We start from the raw sequence: 18846 nt of genomic DNA, 5'->3' as shown, positions 1-18846 counted from the left end.
CTGCAGCGACACGTTGGACCCTTTCCACCCGGTCGATCCAACAATCATGCCAACAGGTGCATCCGAACGTTTTCGCCATTCCCCAACGGAGTCCTAAAGGACGGAGATTCCCTCCACGCTGCGCGTGGAACACGCGGCGTCCGGGCTCGGCGAGGCATGACCAGCACCTGACGGCACGCCGAGAGCACGGCGAATGCCCCCGAAAACCGGTGATCGGTGCGCGACCAGCGGCGGCGATGGCGGGCTGTCCAGACACGATCCATCGATGCCTCAAGTAATGCTCAAATCCAGTTCACGCGACCCAACGCCGCCATAGATGCACATACGCTCCCCTCGGCTCCAGCCCGCTCCGATCGCTTCGGATCCACAGGGAGGTTGCATCCCGAGATAGGCCCAAGGGCATCCAAAAGGTGCAATGGCACAACCGGCTCCCGGCGTGGGAGCGGTTCGAGATCGACGCGACCCCGGCGGGGAGACCTACCTCCCGATCCTTTTCACGACGGCGATCGTCGTCGTCCCAGGCTCACCGCGCGCGAGCTCAGCACGATCGTCCTGGTTGGACCGGTCCGAGACGCATCAGGGTCGGCCACCACTTCAACCACATGCCACAAGCAGAAGGAGGGGAGAATGCGACGTACCCAAGTGCGCATCGCACTTCTCGCGCTGCCCGCCCTGGTGGGGAGCGTCCTCATGGCGACCGCGCCCGCCGGCGCGGAGCCGTCGGCGGACTCGGGGCGTTCCCAGCTCGAGGACCCGGCACAGGTACGCCTCGTACACATCCAGATGGCCGGCGCTGACATGCTGGACAAGGTCGTCGCCGCCGGCTTCGACCTCGAGCACGGCCTCAAGCGCGTACCGAACGGCATCGAAGGCGAGGCGGTGGTGACCGCCGAGCAGATCGCCGAACTCGAGGCGATGGGCGTCGAAATCCTCGGCGACGACGAGGGCTTCGCATGGAGCAACGAGGCCGACGGCGGCATCCAGGCCCGCCGCGCGCAGGCTGTCCAGGTGCTCGGCCACGAGGAGACGGTACGGATCGTCCGCGCCGACTGGTTCACCACGAAGGGCCAGGGCTTCCTCTACGTCGAGGCCCGGACCACCGCGGGGCAGCAGACGAACCCGATCGTCACGATGCAGCTCGAGAACGACTCGGGCGCGGACACGTCGTTCGGCTTCGCCCGGACGATGAGCCGGTTCGTCGACTCCGGGCAGTACATGTTCCACCGGAACCTGTTCAAGCTCGACGCACGACCGAGCCAGATCCGGGTCACGAGCTCGACCGGCGGCGTCGCCACCGGCTACGTCTCCAACTGGCTGGAGGACGGCGCGCCGCCGCTGACGGCGAACCCGGCCTACAAGTGGGACTTTGTCGATGGCTACCGGACTCCGCAGCAGCTCTACAGCCGCGCCGAGGAGATCGCCCGCCAGTACCCGGACATCGCCGAGATCGTCTACCTGCCGAACAAGACGAACGGCTACCAGCGTAAGGCGCAGGCCACGATCGGCGGTACCGGGCAATCGGCGGTCGTCGTCAGCTCGGCGGCGTGGGGCCACGAGGGTGGCAACGACATCACCGTCGAGTTCGTGAACCGGCCGGGGGCGAACCTCCCGCTCACGGTCGAGGTGGCGGGCAAGGCGGTGCGGGTCCTTCTCGCCAAGGACGCCTCCGGGGCGCTGGCGAGCACGGCCGCCCAGGTGGCGACGGCGCTGCGGACCCAGTCCCAGGGCCTGATCGACCGGGCGCACCCGTACCGGACCAACGCGGGCACCGGCATCGTCGCCGCGACGTCCGGCCCGGTCGCGCTGACCGACTTCCTCAACGAGAAGCGCGCCGGCGCACCGGAGGGCGAGGTGCCGCGCGGTCCGGCCACGATCCCTGTCCTGCGGATCGGCAAGCACCGCGACGGCAGGAACCCGGGTGTCCTGATCCAGGCGCAGGACCACGCCCGTGAGTGGGTGCCGGCGACGACCTCGCTGGAGTCTGCGGAGCGCTTGGTGCACAACTACAAGTCGGACTGGGAGACGAAGAAGATCGTCGACAACACCGACGTCTTCTTCATCCTGTCGAACAACCCCGACGGGGCGAACTACAGCTTCTACAACTTCGCCTCGCAGCGTCGGAACATGACGAACCACTGCGCGGACGACAACGCCGATCCGGCCCGGCGTAACTCGTGGGGCGTCGACCTGAATCGGAACTACCGGGTCGGGTCGGGCCACGACGGTTACTCGGGCGGGTCGACCAGCTGCGTCAGCGATACGTACCAGGGACCGGAGAAGCTGTCCGAGCCCGAGTCGAAGAACATCATCTGGCTGGTCGAGAAGTACCGGAACATCAAGTTCATGATGTCGGTGCACTCCAACGGCGGCCAGCTGTTCTGGCAGCCGGGCGCCTACATCGCGGACGGGCGGATCACCACGCCGCGCCCGCCGCTGGGTGACGAGGCGTTCTACTGGCAGTCGGCCTCGCGGATCCTGTCGCAGGTCAAGGCGCACCGGCAGACCGTCGTCACGCCGGAGAACGTCGGCGGCTCGTCGGACGTCCTCTACTCCTCCGCCGGCAACGTGCGCGAGGACCTGTACCACAACTACGGGATCTACGCCTTCGGCTGGGAGGTCGGCGGCTCGATCTACAACCCGGCCACCGGCAACTGGCAGGGCGGCTCGTTCCAGCCAGCGTGGGTGGGCAACCCGGAGCTCGTCAGCGGCCACGCCGAGACGATGGAGTACGCCAACGGGATCATGGAGATGTTCCGGGTCGCGGCGGATTGGGGCCAGGACAACAAGAAGCCGACGTCCAAGCTCGTCCCCGGCGGCGGGAAGTACTCCGGGCCCGTCGACGTGCGTTTCGAGACGAGCGAGCCGGCCACCATCTACTACACGACGGACGGCAGCCGGCCCACCCTCGAGTCGCCCCGCTACGCAGCGACCGAGTTCCGTGAGCCGGGGCAGGTGTTCCACGTGACCGAGACCACGACGTTCAAGTGGTTCTCGGTCGACTCCGCCGGCAACATCGAGCAGAACTACGACCCGGCCAACAACGACACGCGCAACAACTACCGCACGGCGACGATCACGGTCGCCAAGTAGTAGTCCCGCGCCAGGCCCACCCGGTGATCATTGCCTCGTCAGTGCGGGTCCGTCCGCACTGACGAGGCAATGCCGTGCACGCTCAACCCGGCTGGCGCGGTGGCAATTCCAGCGCGAGTCTGAGGAAGACGCTCGGGCCGCCCGGGCGGAAGCGCGGGGTGCCGCGACCGCGGGTTGCCAGGAAAGCTCCGAACGCCTCCGCAACCGCTACGCTCCCCCGGTGTCACCGTTGCTGATCGGTACGTGCGCGACCCTGTGCGGCGTGGCTGGCCTGCTACTGCCACGGGCCGCCCATCGCTTCGCCGTGCCGTCCGGTGAACCGCTTCGAGACACCTGTGTCGACTGCGGCGCCTCGCTGCACCCGGGCGTCGGCGGCTGGCTTTCAGTTCGGTCGACCTGTGCCACTTGCGGGGCCCGGTTGGGGCCCGCGGCGTGGGCGACCGGCGTGGCAGCTGGGCTCGCTGGCGGGCTGGTCGGCGCCGCGCTGGGCCCGGTGGCCGTCCTGCCGCTCTTTCTCGCCGTGACGGTGCTCGGGGTGCTGCTCGCCGCGATCGACATCGCCTGTCGTCGTCTTCCCGACACCTTGGTGCTGCCAGCCTTGGCGGTGACACCGGTCCTGTTCGCCGTCGTCGCCGTCATAACGGCACAGTGGAGCGACTGGCTCCGCGCGCTGCTGGCCTGCCTGGCCTCCGGTGTGGTCTTCATCGGGATGGCGCTGCTGCCCGGTGGCGGCTACGGAATGGGCGACGCGAAGGTAGCCGCACTGCTCGGCTGGTATTTCGGCTGGCTCGGCTGGCAGGCCGTGCTGCTCGGCGCGCTGCTGCCGTGGCTGCTGAACGCGCCCTTGCTGCTGGCTCTGCTCGCCTCCGGTCGGGTGGGCTGGAAGAGCCATCTGCCGTTCGGCCCGGCCCTGCTGGCTGGTGGACTGGTGGCCGTTTGCGTGGTGGCCTGGTAGCCGACCGGTGGCCGGCTCGCGCTGGCCGGGCGGCGTCCCCCTCCGGCCGTCGCGCGGAATACAGCTAATCGAAGCTTAGCTTGGCGGCTCCCGCCGTGTTGACTGTCGCTGCTCGATTAGCGCGGGAGACCGCGTGGTGCCCGAGCGCAGGTTAACGCCCGGCAACAAATTCCCGTTCGACGTGAACGGAAGCGGAAGGGACACATTAATGGTCAAGCTTCTGAGTAAACTGCGGCGCCGCGACGAGGGTGCCTCCGCAGTCGAATACGGCCTCCTCGTAGCGCTCATCGCCGTCGCCATCGTGGTTGCCGTTGGCCTTCTCGGCGACAACCTTTCCACCATATTCGACAACATCGCCAACACCATCGGTGAGGCCGCCGGCGGCGGTGGTGGTGGCGAAGGGTAGCGTGCGCTTTTTGCCTTATCCCTCGGGCCCGTGCGGGGATGGGCGGGTATTTGCCCATTCCTGCTACGGGCGCGGTCGGAGTGCAAGCGACAACCCCGACCGGGGGGCGGTCTCGACCGAATACGCGCTATTGGCGGCATCCATCGCTGTGCTGGCGGCCGCCTCGATAGCGTTGTACGGCCAACGAGTGCTCGCCCTTTTCGAAAGCGCGGTGACGAACATTCCTTGGGGAGGGCCATGATGCTCGTTGGTGAGGGCGGCGGTGGGCAAGGCTAGGCAGCCGGTGGACCGGGGCGCGGCGGCGGTGGAGTTCGCTCTGCTGCTGCCGGTCGTGCTGCTCATCATCTTCGCCATCATCGACTTCGGACGGCTGCTCAACGCGCAGATCGTCATCAGCCAGGCAGCCCGCGAAGGCGCCCGAGCCGCCGCGCTGATCGATCAAAGCGCAGGCGAGCGCAGGGTGGCGCAGGCCAGCCGGCAGATCGGCACGGTCAATCCGACCGTCGCAGGTTGCCCTACCAGCCCCGGGCCGGCTGCCAACGCGACCGCTCGGGTCACCTACGACTTCCAGTTCATCACACCGCTCGGATTCATGATTGGCAGTGGCGGGGTATCTCTGCGCGCTGAGAGCGTGATGCCATGTCTGCACTGAACTATCGGCCGGGATCGCCTGGTCCGGCGGCGCGGCGGCCGGGCCGGGGCGGGATTCTTCGGCGGCTCCGGCGCGACGACCGCGGTGGCGTCGCCACCGTCTTCGGCGTCCTGTTCGCCGGTGGCGTGCTGCTTGGCATGCTCGCGCTCGTCGTGGACGTCGGTCAGCTCTACGTGGAGCGGGAGGAACTGCAGAGCGGCGCGGACGCGGCGGCCATCGCCGTTGCCAAGTCCTGTGCCGCCGATCTGAGCACGTGCACCGACGTGAACCGCAGGAACATCGCTGGCCGGTACGCCACAGACAACGCCCGGGATCGGGCCGCCGACGCACCGACGATCTGCGGTTCCGTGGCCGGCGTGGCGGACCTGTTTCCCTGCCCCGCCCAGGCCGACAACTTGACCAGGTGCATCGATGGCGCAACCTCCGGATCGGGGCGCTACCTCGAGGTGCGTACCAGCACGGCCACCTCGGACGGGTCGACGCTGCTGCCGCCGTCCTTCGCCAGGGCCCTGCTCGGCAACGAGGACTACGCAGGCACCACGGTCGGGGCCTGCGCCCGGGTGAGCTGGGGCGCGCCGAAGGCCGGCCTGGCGGTGACCTTCTCGAAATGCGAATGGGATCACGCCACGAAGAACGGTGAACATTTTCCGGCAGCGCCGCCCTATCCGGCAAACCCAATTCCGAGTCCCGCCGACGCGTACGAGATCGTGTTGAGGACCCACGACTCGAAGGATCGAAGCAGCCTCTGCCCCGGCGAGAAGGGTCCCCCCGGCTGGGATGCCCCTGGCGGCTTCGGCTGGTTGAAAGACGATGGCGCGTGCAAGACGGAGACGTTCACCGCAGGCCCGACCGGCGTTGTCGAAAAGAACTGCACCGAAGTTCTCGAGCCGGTCACCACCGGCGCCTCGGCCGCGAAAGTTCTCTACATCCCGATCTATGACACGGTCGCCGGCACCGGCAGCAAAGCTAAGTACCACATCACCGGAATGGCCGCTTTCGTGCCCACCGGCTACTTTCTCGGTACTCCCGCCGCGAAACGAAGGGCATCCTGGCTGACCGGCAAGGAGTATTGCAGCGGAGAAGACCGCTGCCTCTACGGCTACTTCGTGGACGTCCTGCAGCCGGGGCCGGTGGAAACCGGACCGCTCGACCCGCTCGGCGCCACCGTCATCTCCCTTATCGGCTAACTCGCCCGCCAGATCGAACGACCAGGAAGCCCCTCATGACACGTCGGATCGTCACCATCATGCTCGCCATCGTGATTGCCGCGATCGGCACCGCCGGAGTGCTCTTTTACGGTTTGAGTGCCGACGCCCGGGCCAGGGCGCAGATCACCGATGCGGTGACGGTGGTGGTCGCCACGGCCCGGATTCAGTCCGGCACGACCGGCGCGCGGATTCAGGCCGACCAGTTGGTCCGGACGGAGCGGATGCCGAGGTCGTCGGTGCCCAGTGACGCACTGCCGGCGGTGAGCTCCGAGTTCGACAAGCTCGTCGTCACCTCGAACATCGCCGAGGGTCAGGTCCTGCTGAAGGCGAACTTCGGCCAGCCGAGCCAGGTGACCAGCGGGCTGGAGTTGCCGGACGGCAAGATGGCGGTGACTGTGCAGACCGGCGCGCCACAGCAGGTCGCCGGATACGTGCGGCCCGGCTCCGAGGTCGCGATCTTCCTCACGTACAAGCTCCTCGACAAGGCGGGCCAGGAGAGCAAGATCCAACGAACCCGGCTGCTGCTGGAAAAGGTCCAGGTCATGGCGGTCGGCACCTACACCCCGCCGCGCGATACCAAGGACGACACCCCGGCTGGCGATACCGCGTCGGCCAGGAACGGGACGCTCCTGGTCACCCTCGCAGTAGACCAGAAGGAGGCGGAGCGGCTGATCCTCGGTCTCAACACCGGCAGCCTCTATCTCGGTCTGCTCACCGACGCGGTCCAGGCCAAGCCGGGCGGCGGCGTGGAGAACACCGACAAGGACACCCACGTTGACTCCATCTTCGGGTGATGCGGACGGAGTGAACCCATGACCATCCTGTACGAGCCGCAGCCCCGCGACGCCCAGCGGGTCGCCGTGCTGCTCGGTGGCGACGTACATCCGGCGGCGGCGCACGAGGACCTGTCCCGGCTGCTCGCCGAACGCCCCGCGGAGCAGCTGGTGGTCCTCGGACCGGGCGTCGAGCTGCGCGAGGCACTGGCCATCGCATCCGAATACCGGCTCAGCCGCCCCGCCCTCGGCGTGGTGCTGATCCGCGTGATGGTGGACATGGTGCTGCTGGGCGAGGCGCTGCGCGCCGGCGTACGCGAGGTGGTGCCGGTCGACGACCGGGTGGCGCTGCTCACCGCATGCGCCCGGTCGGTCGACATCTCCCGGCAGATGGCTCCGGTCAGCCCGGTGCTTCCAGAACAGGCCAGCCTCCAGCGGGAAGCCAAGGTGATCACGGTGTTCGCGGCCAAGGGTGGCTGCGGCAAGACCACCATCGCCACCAACCTGGCGATCGCGCTGGCCGCCGGCGGCACCCGCCGAGTGGGCCTGATCGACCTGGATCTCGCCTTCGGCGATGTGGCGATCATGCTGCAACTGGCACCACAGCGCGGCATCGCCAACGCGTCCGAGTTCGGTGCCGGGCTCGACGAGCAGGCACTGCGTGCGCTCTTCACCGCGTACAGCCCCGGCCTGCATGCCCTGCTCGCGCCGCCCGGCCCCACCGAGGCGGAGCAGGTCTCCCAACAGCTCGTCACCAAGGTGCTGGGCCTGGCCGGTGGCATGTTCGACTACCTGGTGATCGACACGCCACCGCAGTTCAACGAGCACGTGCTGGTCGCGCTGGAGCGGTCGCACCTGCACGTCCTGCTCACCACGCCGGACATCCCGGCCCTGAAGAACCTGCGCATCACCCTGGACACCTTCGACCTGCTGCGGCTGCCGAACGAACAGCGACTCGTGGTGCTCAACCGGTCCGACGCCAAGGTCGGGTTGACCGCCGCCGACATCGAGCGCGTCATCCGGGTCCCGATCTCGGCGTACGTGCCGTCCAGCCGGGACGTTCCCGTCTCGATCAACAAAGGGATACCGATCGTGGCTGACAGCCCAGCACACCCGGTCAGCAAGGCGATCCGGGACTTCGCCGCCGGCCAACTGGCCGACACCGCGGCGAGCAAGCCCACCTCGCAGGGCCTGCGCGGTCTGTTCGGGCGGGGCGGTAAGCGATGAGCCTGACCGAGCGGATCGGCCGCCACCATGGCGAGCCAGGCGAATGGCGCCCAGCCGCGCGACCCCTGCTGACGGAGTTGCGGCGGCGAGTCCACCAGGAACTCCAGGAGATCCTCGGGCCGACGCTCTACAGCGAGCGCTCGACGGAGGTGATGGAGCGACGGGTACGCGAGACCCTGCAAGCGGTGCTGTCCCGTGAGGAGACGGCGTTGACCGGCGCCGACCGGGGGCGGATCACCGCCGAGATCTGCGACGACATTCTCGGCCACGGCCCGATCGAGCCGCTGCTGCGCGACCCGGACATCAACGAGATCATGGTCAACGGGCCGGATCGCATCTACGTGGAGCGCAGCGGGCGCATCTTGCCGGTGGACGCCGCCTTCCTCGACGAGGAGCACCTGCGGCGGATCATCGACAAGATCGTGGCGCGGGTGGGTCGGCGAGTCGATGAGAGCAGCCCGATGGTGGACGCGCGGCTGCCGGATGGCAGCCGGGTCAACGCGGTGCTGCCGCCGGTCGCGCTCGACGGGGCGAAGCTGACCATCCGGAAGTTCGCCGCCGACCCCTACGGCATCGAGGACCTGATCGGGTTCGGCACGCTGAGCCGACCGGTGGCCAACCTGCTCGCCGCGTGCGTACGCGGTCGCCTGGACATCCTGATCAGCGGCGGCACCGGTACCGGAAAGACCACCACCCTCAACGTGCTGTCACAGTTCCTGCCACCCGACGAGCGGATCATCACGATCGAGGACGCCGCCGAGCTGCACCTGCACCAGCAGCACGTGCTGCGGCTCGAGGCCCGGCCCCCGAACATCGAGGGCCGGGGCGAGGTGACCATCCGGGACCTGGTCCGCAACGCGCTGCGGATGCGCCCGGACCGGATCGTGGTCGGCGAGGTCCGCGACGGCGCGGCGCTCGACATGTTGCAGGCGATGAACACCGGTCACGACGGTTCGTTGACGACGGTGCACGCCAACTCCCCACGGGATTCGCTGTCCCGGCTGGAAACGATGGTCCTGATGGCCGGCATGGACCTGCCGATCCGCGCCGTCCGCGAGCAGATCTCCTCCGCTGTCGACCTGATCGTGCACCAGAGCCGGCTCCGTGACGGCACCCGCCGGATCACACACATCACCGAGGTCGTGGGGATGGAAGGGGATGTGATCAGCCTGCAGGACATCTTCCTCTACGACCACCGGGCGGGGATGGACGCGCACGGGCAGTTCACGGGCATGCTGCGCCCGACCGGCCTGCGCCCGCGCTTCGTCGAGAAACTGGCGGACGTGGGCGTCATGCTCGATCCCGCAATCTTCGGCCTCACCGCGCCCCTTCGATGACGGGATCGACGAGCATCGTGAACAGTGCAACCCGGTGGCGGATCCGCAGGGCCGGCCTCATCGGCGTACTCGCTGTCCTGGCGGCGATCCTGGCGCCGCCGCCCGTTTCCGCCGCACCGGCCGGTAGCCTCGCCGTGTCCGGGCTGACAGCATCGCCGGGCAAGGTGCGGTTCCTGCTGGCGGCGCGTGACCTGCCCCTCAACTCGGTGCTGGATCCGGCGGCGGTGCAGGTCGCCGTGGGCGACACTGCGCTGCCGGTCAGCGCGGACCGGGTCGACCGCTCGGCCGGCACCTCGACGGACCTGCCGGCGCGCGCACTCATGGTCGTCCTCGACGTGAGCGGGTCGGTGGCCGGTGCCCGGCTGGAGGCCGCCCGCGCCGCCGCCCGCGCGTTGGCCGCCAAACTGCCGGACGACGTACGACTGGGTCTGATCGCGGTCGCGGACAGCCCGCGCCTCCTGCTCAGCCCGACCGACGACCGGGCCGCGTTCACCCGGGCGCTCGGAAAGCTGAACGCGAAGGGCGAGACCGCCCTCTACGACGGGGTCCTCCTCGGGCACGACACGCTGGAGAAGGCGGGTTTTGGTCCGGACTCGGATCGGCGGATGCTGGTGCTCTCCGACGGTGCGGACACCGCTTCGACCACCACCCGACCCCAGGTAACCGAGGCCCTCCGCACCGGCCGCCTACCCACCGACGTCGTGGCTGCGCAAGCCACCGCTGCCGGGCTGAAGAACCTGAAGGCGATCGCCCAGGCCGGGGGCGGAAACCTGCTCACCGCAGCCGACAACGCTTCGCTGGCGCAGAAGTTCCGCGTCGCCGCGTCGACCTTCTCCGTGCTCCTCGCCGTCGAAGCACAGGTGCCGAACGTCCTGGCGCGGCAGCGCGACGACCTCGTCGTGACGGTGACGGTCGCCGGCCAGCCGCTGGCTCTCTCCGTGCCGGTGGCGTTCGCGGATCCAGTGCCGGATCCGGCCGCTGCCGCACCGAGCCTGGCCCAGACCGGCCTGCCGGCCTGGGCGATCTGGGTGGGTGCCGGGGTCTCCTTCGTCGGCCTGCTGCTGGTGGTGCTGCTGCTGGGCTGGCCACGCTCGGCGGCGACGGAGGAGCGGATCCGGCAGATCAGCCAGTTCGGGCCGGCTCGGGCCGAGCCGTCTCCCGTGACGCCGGAGGCCGGCCCCACCTTCCTCACCCGGAACGTGCTGGCGGCGAGCGCCACCGTGCTCCGATCACGCGGTCTCGACGGGCGGATCAGCCTGCGGCTGGAGCAGGCGGGGATGCGCCTGCGCCCGCACGAGTGGGTGCTGATGCAGGCCAGTGCGGTGGTGACCGGCGGGGCGCTCGGCGTGGCCGTGCTCGGTTGGCTCGGGCTGTTGCTCGGGGTGCTGCTCGGCTGGCTCGGCCCGCGGATCTATCAGTCGTTCCGGGCCGATCGCCGGGCCCGTCAGTTCGTCGAGCAACTGCCGGACGCCTTGCAGTTGGTGACCGGTTCGCTGCGGTCGGGCTTCTCGCTCGGCCAGTCACTCGACACCGTGGTCCGCGAGGCACCGAACCCGATCGCCGAGGAGTTCGGCCGAGCGCTGGCGGAGCATCGGCTGGGCGCCGACCTGGCCGACGCTCTCCTGCGGGTGGCGGACCGGACCAAAAGCGAGGATCTGAAATGGGTCGTCATGGCCATCCGAATCCAACATGAGGTCGGCGGCAATCTCGCCGAGGTGCTGGAGACGACGGTGGACACGATGCGCGAACGCAGCCGTCTGCGGCGCCACGTCCGTGCGTTGAGTGCCGAAGGCCGGCTCTCGGCGTGGGTGCTGATCGGACTGCCCATCGTGCTCGGCCTGTTCATGTTCACCATCCGCGGTGACTACATGCGCCCCCTGGTCAGCCAGCCGCTGGGTATCGCGCTGCTGGTGGTGGGCGTGTTGCTGATGCTCGTCGGGATCTTCTGGATGGTCCGGGTCGTGAAGGTGGAGGTCTGAGATGGGCGGCATGGCCATCCTCATCGGGGCGGGTGCGGCCGTTTTCGTCGGAGTCACGCTGGTCGTGGTCACGATCGCTTCAGCCAGCTTCGATCGGGTCGGCGTGGCCAAGGGCCTGAGCGCCATCGACCAGGTCTACTCCGCAGGGCAGGCCGGACCGGGCGATGAGGCGTTCAGCCAACGGGTGATCACGCCGCTGGCCGATCGGATGATGCGGATCGGCCGTGCGCTGACGCCCGCGGACGGGATCGATCGGCTGCGGAGATGGCTCGATTTCGCTGGAAACCCCGCGTACTGGACGGTGGACCGCGTCTATGAGGTCAAGGGGCTGGGGCTGATCGGGCTCGCCGTCTGCGGGGGCGGCCTGGGCTCGCTCCTCGGTGGCCTGACTGCTGCGATCCTGGGCGGCGCGCTCGGTGCGGTGCTCGGGGCCTACCTTCCTGACTTGATCATCTATGAGCTGGGCTACCGGCGGCAGGAGGCGGTCCGGCGGTCGCTGCCGGACATCCTCGACACGCTGACGGTGAGCGTCGAGGCGGGACTTGGCTTCGACGCTGCGCTGGTCCAGGTGACCCGTTACGGCCGAGGCCCGATGGCCAGCGAGTTCGCCCGTACCCTCCAGGAGATCCAGCTCGGTATGACCCGGGTGGACGCACTGCGGCGGCTGGCCCAGCGTACGAAGGTCGTCGAGCTAAAGACGTTCTGCGCACTCATGGTCCAGGCCACCGAACTCGGCATCCCCATCGCCAAGGTGTTACGCGAGCAGGCCAAGGAGATGCGCGTGCGGCGGCGGCAGCGGGCCGAAGAGTTGGCCCAGAAGGTGCCGGTGAAGATTCTTTTCCCGCTGGTGTTCTGTCTCTTCCCGTCGTTGTTCATCGTCGTGCTCGGGCCCGGCGTGATCAACATTCTGCATAGCGGCTTGTTCCGATGATCCGAACAACAGGACATCTCGGCAGCGCCGGGCAGAGCTGAGGTGCCACTTGGCGGACGGCGCAACTGATCATGCAGAGGGTAAGGGCCGGCCGGTCAACTGGGTGCGGCTCACGGGGCAGGGGCAACTCGACTCCTTCAGTCCCTGGCGTCGGCAGGTCCACCGCGGCCGCCTCCGACCGCCAGCATCGTCGCAGCACCATCCTGGGTCGGCTGGCCCCCGCCGCAGGCAGGATTCACTGCGATACTGCTGCGATGCTGATATGGATCGGGCGGGCCATGTCTGTGCTTGTGGCGCTCACCTTGGCAGTTGTCGGCGTGCTGTTCGTCTACGGCGCTTGGAACGCTTGGGATGGGATGCCGCCGGAAGGTCCGCCTCTCAGCGATCCTTCGCGGGCCTATGAGATTGTTGTGGCCTTGTTCGGTCTGAGCCTCTTGAGCGGCGGCATCTGGCTCGCTGTCCGAGTCGCCCGACGAAAGCTTCAGCGCACATCGTGACCTGACCCCAGCATGGCCGGCCGGCCCGGCCGGGCCAGTCGGAGGTCGCGAGCCGGCCGGGGCCGGGCCCGCGCGGTCCGCTTCGCGCACTGCCCGACCCCTCGCTTGTAGGTCGCGCTTCGTCCGGAGGAGTTGGTCGCATGCGCGACCTCGGGCGGCGCTGTCCGCGCCCGGCCGCCGGCGGCTGTCCGTGTCCCGGCTCGTTGCTGTCGGCGTTGCTGTCGACGCCGCCCCGGGTAAGAGAGTGAGCGGGTGGGGCTGAACAAGGAGACTGCGGCGCAGCTCGCCGAGGCTCGCCTGGCGGAATGGCGCCGCAACGGCCATGACGAGTGGCGCGCAATGCTCGACGACAAGGAGACGCGCCTGGTCGTGGGCGAGGACGGCCGACGGTACGCCGTGGTCAGCTACGCCATTGACGACGGTGAGGGGCGGGTCCGGATGTCAGTCCTCGTGGACGATGGCGGCTCGTCGGCGTTGGTCCCGCTGGTGCGAGACGAGATCATGAGCCCGGACGGCACCTTCATCACGTGACCTCTTCGTCCCGAAAGAATGATCAGTCGTCGATGAGCTGGGCGAGCAGCCGGAGTGAGCTGCCGGAACAGTCCACCATCGTCCGTGCGCGTCCGGCGTCGGCCGCCGTAGGCCAGCATCCTTTGGTCGTTGGGCTGAGCCGCCCGCCGGCAGGGCCGCCCGGCTCAGCCGAACGGCCTTGACGCTGTCCGTTCTGCATGATCACCTATGGTCGCCGAGGCACGACGGAGGTGGGACATGCCGGTCACGGAGCCACCATGTGGCGCGTGCTGCTACGCCTGCACCGACGGCAGGGCGGACCTGGCTGCCTGGTTGTCGTTGCCGGCGGTGATCGTCCGTGCGGTGTGCGGGGTGATGGCGAGCGCATCGACGGATTTGTCGCCGTCTGCGAGCGTCCCTACCCGGCTCGCTATCGGTCTCGTCAAGGGGTATCGGCAGCACATCTCGTCGCGCACGGCGGCGCGGTGCAGGTTCGTGCCGACGTGCAGCGCGTATGGGTTAGCGGTTATCGGCCGGTATGGCGTCCTGCGGGGTTGCCAGATGATCCACCGCCGGCTGATCCGATGCCGGCCGACCGTCGCGTTTGGCACCCCCGACCCGGTGCCGCTGCCAGCCGGGCATGCTTGAAAACGCCCTGGTCCGCCTTTGCCCATCTGGGCCTGCTCCTCGTCGACCCCGATAGGGGCGGGCACGGTCAGTCTGGAAGGTGCCTAACCTCGTTGCATCGGGCACGGATCGGGCAGGCCCGCCACGGACCTGGGATCACTCGATGCCTTGCGCCCACCTACGATGAAGGTGAGTTGGGGAACATGTCTGAGTTGGCATTGCCGATTCGTACCGACCGACTGCTTCTACGTCAGTACCGGGTGGATGACGTGGACGCCTTGCTCGCCTACTACGGCGACCCGCTGGTTGCTCGCTACGTTCCATGGGAGCCGTGGTCACGCGAGCACGCGGCCGAGCAGGTCGCCAAGCGCATCAACCGTTTGGGGGTAACCGGGATCGAGTCCGCTCTGGCGCTGGTGGTCGAGCACAAGGGCGAGGTCGTCGGCGATGTTGTTCTGTGGCCGGCCGACGAGACGCTGTCTCGGGGCGAGATGGGCTGGATTTTCCATCCGTCGATGTCGGGCCGCGGGTTTGCCACAGAGGCAGTTCGAGCGCTCATCGACGTGGCCTTCGAGCACTGCGGCATGCACCGGGTAATTGCTCGACTCGATGCGCGCAACGAGGCATCGGCGCGACTGTGCCAACGTGTGGGCATGGCCAAGGAAGCGCACCTGCGCCAGGACTACTGGATGAAAGGCGAGTGGGCGGACACTCTGATCTACGGGCTGCTCGCGGAGCAGTGGCACGGCTAGCTGGGTACGCTTGCGGATCTCCTCGTCGGGCAGTCGTAGACCCTCCAGCCTCTCCGTCCGGTTGGGCTGTTAGCCCTTTGGACCCTTGCGTCGAGGTGCTCGACGATATCCACGACGTGTTCCATAGGACCGGGCGATAGCGCCGGTTACTGCCGCATCCGCGGATCGCGTGTGGGGTCGGCATACATGGGAGGGCAGTCACCATCGATCGCCTGGGGGCGCAGTTCGTAGTGCCAGGGCTCGTTGCCGTAGATCTGGCACAGTCCGTATTCGGCGCCGTTTTCTGACAGCCACTCTATGGTTCTTGAGGGGCCGAGGTCGGCCGCGACCCCGGAAACGTGAGGAGAGGTGTCCGGGGTGGCGACCCATCGGGCAGCTTCCTTTTCCGAGCCGTATTTCGAGACCGCCTCACGAAGAAGCTGTTTCTGATACTCCGGGGAACGCCAGCCACTGTTGATGTAGAACTCGATGCTGTCGTGAGCGGCATCCGTTGCCGCTTTACGCAGGGCTTGGAGCAGATCCGGGTCGAGGTTGGCTACGCCGGGATACTCGTCATCAAATACTGTCACGGCGTCGGGGAGGACACCGTCAGCTTCGGTAGCGATACCCCCGTGGTCGCCGCCAAGGATTTCGCTGAGCGAGGGCGCCGTTGACGATGTCGACTGGTAGACGAGGGTTCCGATGATCGCAGCCGCGACGACGATCAGGCCGACGGCGATGGGCCACCTGCGGGCCTTTGTTCGTGCTGCTGCGGTTTGCCTCATGCTGTCAGTCAAGGCAGCGTCGTGTTGTCAGCCCGTATGTGGTTTTCGGTATGCCGACGATATGCGCCGGCTCGTAGCATCGTGAGCATGCGTGTATTGGTCGTTGAGGACGAGCCCTACATGGCAGAGGCCATCCGCGATGGGCTGCGCCTGGAAGCGATCGCGGCTGACATCGCCGGTGACGGCGACACCGCTCTGGATCTGTTGAGCATCAACGCCTACGACATTGCCGTCCTCGATCGCGACATTCCCGGGCCCTCCGGTGACGAGATCGCCGAACACATCGTCGCTTCCGGCAGCGGCATGCCGATCCTGATGCTCACTGCTGCCGACCGGCTTGACGACAAGGCCTCCGGGTTCGGGCTCGGCGCCGACGACTACCTCACGAAGCCGTTCGAGCTCCGAGAACTCGTCCTCAGGCTCAGAGCGCTCGACCGCAGGCGCGCGCACAACAGGCCGCCTGTGCGGGAGATCGCAGGTCTTCGTCTGGATCCGTTCCGCCGGGAGGTCTACCGGGACGGCCGGTACGTCGCGCTGACCAGGAAGCAGTTCGCCGTGCTCGAGGTCCTCGTCGCTGCCGAAGGCGGTGTCGTCAGCGCCGAAGAACTGTTGGAGCGAGCGTGGGATGAGAACGCCGACCCCTTCACCAATGCCGTGCGCATTACTGTCTCGGCATTGCGCAAACGGCTCGGCGAACCCGGGATCATCGCCACCGTGGCCGGCGTCGGCTACCGCATCGACACAGCATCCGGCACCGGGCGTGGGGACGGGGACCGTGGATAGGGCGCCCGGTTTGAGCGTTCGCCTCAAACTCACCCTCAGCTACGCCGGGTTCCTCATGCTTGCAGGTGCCCTGCTGCTCGCCGCGGTGTGGGTGTTCCTGCTGCGTTACGTACCCGAGGCGATCGACACTATCGGTGGGATTCGGACCCTCAAGGCCGACCTGGTGCGCGCCTTCACCCCGGCGGCGGCCGCAGTGCTGGCGTTCCTGCTGGTGTTCGGCCTCCTGGGAGGATGGATCCTCGCCGGCAGCATGCTCGCGCCCCTGGCTCGCATCACACATGCCACCCGCCTGGCCGCGAACGGATCACTCTCCCACCGGATCCAGTTGGAAGGCGGCAATGATGAATTCCGCGAACTCGCCGACGCCTTCGACACCATGCTCGCGCGGCTCGAAGCGCACGTCGCCGAACAGCAGAGATTCGCAGCCAACGCCTCACACGAGCTGCGCACCCCGCTGGCGATCACGCAGACACTTCTCGACGTGGCCCGCAACGATCTGAACCGCGACACCGGGGAACTTGTCGACCGCCTCCACTTCGTCAACACCCGAGCGATCGACCTCACTGAAGCATTGCTCCTGCTCAGCCGCGCCGACCAGCGGTCCTTCACCCGAGAATACGTCGACCTGTCCCTCATCGCGGAAGACGCCACTGAAACGCTTCTCCCGCTCGCAGAAAAACGCGGCCTCACCATCGAGACCTCCGGCGACATCACCCCCACCATCGGCTCACAGGCGCTCCTGCTGCAGATGGCTACGAACCTCATGCACAACGCGATCGTCCACAACCTGGCTGAACAGGGCACCGTGTGGGTAACGACCAGCCTTCATCCCAAGACTGTGGTGCTCACTGTTGAGAACACCGGCGAGAAGCTCAGCCCGCTGTTGGTCTCGACACTCACCGAACCGTTCCAGCGCGGCACCGCACGCATCCGCGGTGACCATGCGGGTGTCGGCCTCGGCCTGGCAATCGTGAAGAGCATCGCCCAGGCACACGGCGGAACCCTCACTCTCCTCCCGCGCCCCGCTGGGGGGCTCTGCGTCACGGTGCAACTCCCCGTCGCGCCGCCGCACACTGGCAGATGACGATCAGCGGCATTGCCGCGCGGCTCCGACCCCCGCGTCGTCGTGAACCAGGCGACCCCGGCACGCGCCAGGCGGTCGCGCACCCGCGCCCACTCCGGCGGACCCGCGCCCTCCTCGCCGTACCGCGCGTCGTGTTCCGCCACCGGATCCGTCATCGGACCAGCCATGCCGACCGAGTGATGAGTTGTCGCGCCCGCACCCGTCACATGTACGGCGGGACACGACGAGGCGGAAGGATGACGTGATGAGTGCGGACAGGCGGCTGGAGGAGCTGGGGGTGAGCGGGTTGGGCGGGCGCGGCCTGGCCGAGGTCGACGAGCCGGCGTTCTCCGGGCTGGCGGAGCGGCACCGGCGGGAGCTGCACGTGCACTGCTACCGGATGCTCGGGTCGTTCGAGGACGCCGAGGACACCGTGCAGGAGACCTTCCTCCGTGCCTGGCGGCGGCGGGAGACCTTCGAGGGGCGGTCGACGTTCCGGGCCTGGCTGTACCGGATCGCCACCAACGCCTGCCTGGATCTGCTCGCCAAGTGCCGCCCGGAGCCTGCGACCGGCGGCGAGGTGCTGTGGCTGCAGCCCTACCCGGACCGGCTGCTCGACGAGCTGCCCGCGGGCGACGCGGACGAGCCGGAGACCGTCGCCGTCGCGCGCGAGACGATCGAGCTGGCGTACCTGGTCGCGGTCCAGCACCTCGCGCCGCGCCCGCGGGCCGTGCTGATCCTGCGGGACGTGCTCGGCTGGCCGGCGAAGGACGTCGCGGAGCTCCTCGGGGACTCCGTCAACTCCGTGAACAGCGCGCTGCAGCGAGCCCGCGCCGGCATGCGGGAGCACCTGCCGGCCGAACGGCAGGACTGGACCGGCGGCGAGGAGGACGCCGGGACGCGCGAGCTGGTGCGCCGCTATACCGACGCCAGCGTGGCCACGGACATCGACGGGCTCGCCGCACTGCTGCGGCACGACGTCCGCTGCTCGATGCCGCCCACGCCGGGCCTGTACGTCGGCCGCGACGCGGTGGTGAACGACTGGGTCGAGGACGGCTTCGAGGGCATGAAGCAGATGCGCGCCGTCCTCACCTCCGTGAACCGGCAGCCCGCCGTCGCCTTCTACCAGTGGCGGAAGCGGGAGGGCGCGTACCTGCCGCTGACGATCGACGTCCTGCGCGTCACCGGCGGGGCGATCACCGAGATCGTCACGTTCCACGACGACCAGTTCCCGCGGCTCGGGCTGCCGGAGCGCCTGCCGGCGGACGGCACGGAGTAGTCCCGGTGTGGAC

Annotated in this window: 18 protein-coding genes; 17 read left to right on the top strand and 1 reads right to left on the bottom strand. The window is 68.2% G+C overall.

Annotation, left to right across the window (positions count from 1 at the left end):
* The first annotated feature begins 627 nt into the window (after positions 1-627).
* The 14 genes from ACGF4F_RS35440 (at position 628) to ACGF4F_RS35375 (ending at position 14944) form a co-directional block, all read left to right on the top strand.
* Entirely contained in the window at positions 628-3090 is a 2463-nt protein-coding gene (locus tag ACGF4F_RS35440) for a M14 family metallopeptidase (protein ID WP_393084648.1), read from the top strand.
* Positions 3091-3310: 220 nt separating this feature from the next.
* Positions 3311-4045 (top strand): prepilin peptidase, encoded by a 735-nt coding sequence (locus ACGF4F_RS35435; protein WP_393084645.1) that lies wholly within the window; start codon positions 3311-3313, stop codon positions 4043-4045.
* Between the two features lie 133 nt (positions 4046-4178).
* Positions 4179-4451, top strand: coding sequence for a Flp family type IVb pilin (locus tag ACGF4F_RS35430; RefSeq protein WP_393084642.1), 273 nt, complete (start codon positions 4179-4181; stop codon positions 4449-4451).
* Positions 4452-4755: 304 nt separating this feature from the next.
* On the top strand, positions 4756-5103 hold the full coding sequence (locus tag ACGF4F_RS35425; RefSeq protein ID WP_357444941.1) for a TadE/TadG family type IV pilus assembly protein: 348 nt from the start codon (positions 4756-4758) through the stop codon (positions 5101-5103).
* Positions 5091-6290, top strand: a complete 1200-nt coding sequence (locus ACGF4F_RS35420; RefSeq protein WP_357444938.1) for a pilus assembly protein TadG-related protein — start codon at positions 5091-5093, stop codon at positions 6288-6290. The genes ACGF4F_RS35425 and ACGF4F_RS35420 overlap by 13 nt, the downstream gene beginning before the upstream one ends.
* Before the next feature lie 35 nt (positions 6291-6325).
* A complete protein-coding gene (gene cpaB / locus ACGF4F_RS35415; RefSeq protein WP_357444935.1) occupies positions 6326-7105 on the top strand; it encodes a Flp pilus assembly protein CpaB in 780 nt (259 codons plus the stop codon).
* A gap of 18 nt (positions 7106-7123) precedes the next feature.
* Positions 7124-8311 carry a P-loop NTPase gene (locus tag ACGF4F_RS35410; RefSeq protein WP_357444931.1) on the top strand — a complete coding sequence of 396 codons (1188 nt, stop codon included), beginning with the start codon at positions 7124-7126 and terminating at the stop codon, positions 8309-8311.
* Positions 8308-9648 (top strand): CpaF family protein, encoded by a 1341-nt coding sequence (locus tag ACGF4F_RS35405; protein ID WP_357444928.1) that lies wholly within the window; start codon positions 8308-8310, stop codon positions 9646-9648. Before ACGF4F_RS35410 ends, ACGF4F_RS35405 begins: the two co-directional genes overlap by 4 nt.
* Positions 9649-9665: 17 nt before the next feature.
* Complete coding sequence (locus tag ACGF4F_RS35400; RefSeq protein ID WP_393084637.1) at positions 9666-11627, top strand: type II secretion system F family protein; 1962 nt, start codon at positions 9666-9668, stop codon at positions 11625-11627.
* Between the two features lie 10 nt (positions 11628-11637).
* Entirely contained in the window at positions 11638-12558 is a 921-nt protein-coding gene (locus ACGF4F_RS35395; RefSeq protein ID WP_393084634.1) for a type II secretion system F family protein, read from the top strand.
* A gap of 254 nt (positions 12559-12812) precedes the next feature.
* A complete protein-coding gene (locus ACGF4F_RS35390) occupies positions 12813-13055 on the top strand; it encodes a hypothetical protein (RefSeq protein WP_357444919.1) in 243 nt (80 codons plus the stop codon).
* A gap of 252 nt (positions 13056-13307) precedes the next feature.
* Positions 13308-13586 carry a hypothetical protein gene (locus ACGF4F_RS35385; RefSeq protein ID WP_393084631.1) on the top strand — a complete coding sequence of 93 codons (279 nt, stop codon included), beginning with the start codon at positions 13308-13310 and terminating at the stop codon, positions 13584-13586.
* Between the two features lie 207 nt (positions 13587-13793).
* Positions 13794-14213 carry a membrane protein insertion efficiency factor YidD gene (yidD, locus tag ACGF4F_RS35380; protein ID WP_357444916.1) on the top strand — a complete coding sequence of 140 codons (420 nt, stop codon included), beginning with the start codon at positions 13794-13796 and terminating at the stop codon, positions 14211-14213.
* A 182-nt stretch (positions 14214-14395) separates the two neighbouring features.
* Positions 14396-14944 (top strand): GNAT family protein, encoded by a 549-nt coding sequence (locus ACGF4F_RS35375; protein WP_357444913.1) that lies wholly within the window; start codon positions 14396-14398, stop codon positions 14942-14944.
* Positions 14945-15090: 146 nt separating this feature from the next.
* Here ACGF4F_RS35375 and ACGF4F_RS35370 read toward each other — a convergent pair whose 3' ends face one another.
* Positions 15091-15708: a M15 family metallopeptidase gene (locus ACGF4F_RS35370; RefSeq protein ID WP_357444910.1), complete on the bottom strand. Its 618-nt coding sequence runs from the start codon at positions 15706-15708 to the stop codon at positions 15091-15093.
* Between the two features lie 87 nt (positions 15709-15795).
* Between ACGF4F_RS35370 and ACGF4F_RS35365 the strand changes: the two genes are divergently transcribed.
* The 3 genes from ACGF4F_RS35365 to ACGF4F_RS35355 all read left to right on the top strand — a co-directional run bounded on the left by ACGF4F_RS35365 (position 15796) and on the right by ACGF4F_RS35355 (position 18833).
* Positions 15796-16491: a response regulator transcription factor gene (locus ACGF4F_RS35365; RefSeq protein WP_357444907.1), complete on the top strand. Its 696-nt coding sequence runs from the start codon at positions 15796-15798 to the stop codon at positions 16489-16491.
* 10 nt (positions 16492-16501) lie between these two features.
* The gene (locus ACGF4F_RS35360) at positions 16502-17575 is read left to right on the top strand and encodes a sensor histidine kinase (RefSeq protein WP_393084626.1); all 1074 of its coding nucleotides are present in this window, start codon (positions 16502-16504) and stop codon (positions 17573-17575) included.
* A 244-nt stretch (positions 17576-17819) separates the two neighbouring features.
* Entirely contained in the window at positions 17820-18833 is a 1014-nt protein-coding gene (locus ACGF4F_RS35355; protein ID WP_357444901.1) for an RNA polymerase subunit sigma-70, read from the top strand.
* Positions 18834-18846: the final 13 nt, after the last annotated feature.

Origin of the sequence: Micromonospora sp. NPDC047740, from assembly GCF_043204735.1 — a bacterium.
Lineage (GTDB): Bacteria > Actinomycetota > Actinomycetes > Mycobacteriales > Micromonosporaceae > Micromonospora.
This window is presented reverse-complemented; position numbering and strand designations above follow the sequence as displayed.

What these genes read in the sequence shown, in the direction of transcription:
- ACGF4F_RS35440 (WP_393084648.1), top strand. Translation starts at nt 628, where the DNA reads ATGCGACGTACCCAAGTGCGCATCGCACTTCTCGCGCTGCCCGCCCTG.
- ACGF4F_RS35420 (WP_357444938.1), top strand. Translation starts at nt 5,091, where the DNA reads ATGTCTGCACTGAACTATCGGCCGGGATCGCCTGGTCCGGCGGCGCGG.
- cpaB (WP_357444935.1), top strand. Translation starts at nt 6,326, where the DNA reads ATGACACGTCGGATCGTCACCATCATGCTCGCCATCGTGATTGCCGCG.
- ACGF4F_RS35410 (WP_357444931.1), top strand. Translation starts at nt 7,124, where the DNA reads ATGACCATCCTGTACGAGCCGCAGCCCCGCGACGCCCAGCGGGTCGCC.
- ACGF4F_RS35405 (WP_357444928.1), top strand. Translation starts at nt 8,308, where the DNA reads ATGAGCCTGACCGAGCGGATCGGCCGCCACCATGGCGAGCCAGGCGAA.
- ACGF4F_RS35395 (WP_393084634.1), top strand. Translation starts at nt 11,638, where the DNA reads ATGGCCATCCTCATCGGGGCGGGTGCGGCCGTTTTCGTCGGAGTCACG.
- ACGF4F_RS35390 (WP_357444919.1), top strand. Translation starts at nt 12,813, where the DNA reads ATGCTGATATGGATCGGGCGGGCCATGTCTGTGCTTGTGGCGCTCACC.
- yidD (WP_357444916.1), top strand. Translation starts at nt 13,794, where the DNA reads ATGGTCGCCGAGGCACGACGGAGGTGGGACATGCCGGTCACGGAGCCA.
- ACGF4F_RS35375 (WP_357444913.1), top strand. Translation starts at nt 14,396, where the DNA reads ATGTCTGAGTTGGCATTGCCGATTCGTACCGACCGACTGCTTCTACGT.
- ACGF4F_RS35370 (WP_357444910.1), bottom strand. Translation starts at nt 15,708, where the DNA reads ATGAGGCAAACCGCAGCAGCACGAACAAAGGCCCGCAGGTGGCCCATC.
- ACGF4F_RS35365 (WP_357444907.1), top strand. Translation starts at nt 15,796, where the DNA reads ATGCGTGTATTGGTCGTTGAGGACGAGCCCTACATGGCAGAGGCCATC.
- ACGF4F_RS35355 (WP_357444901.1), top strand. Translation starts at nt 17,820, where the DNA reads ATGAGTGCGGACAGGCGGCTGGAGGAGCTGGGGGTGAGCGGGTTGGGC.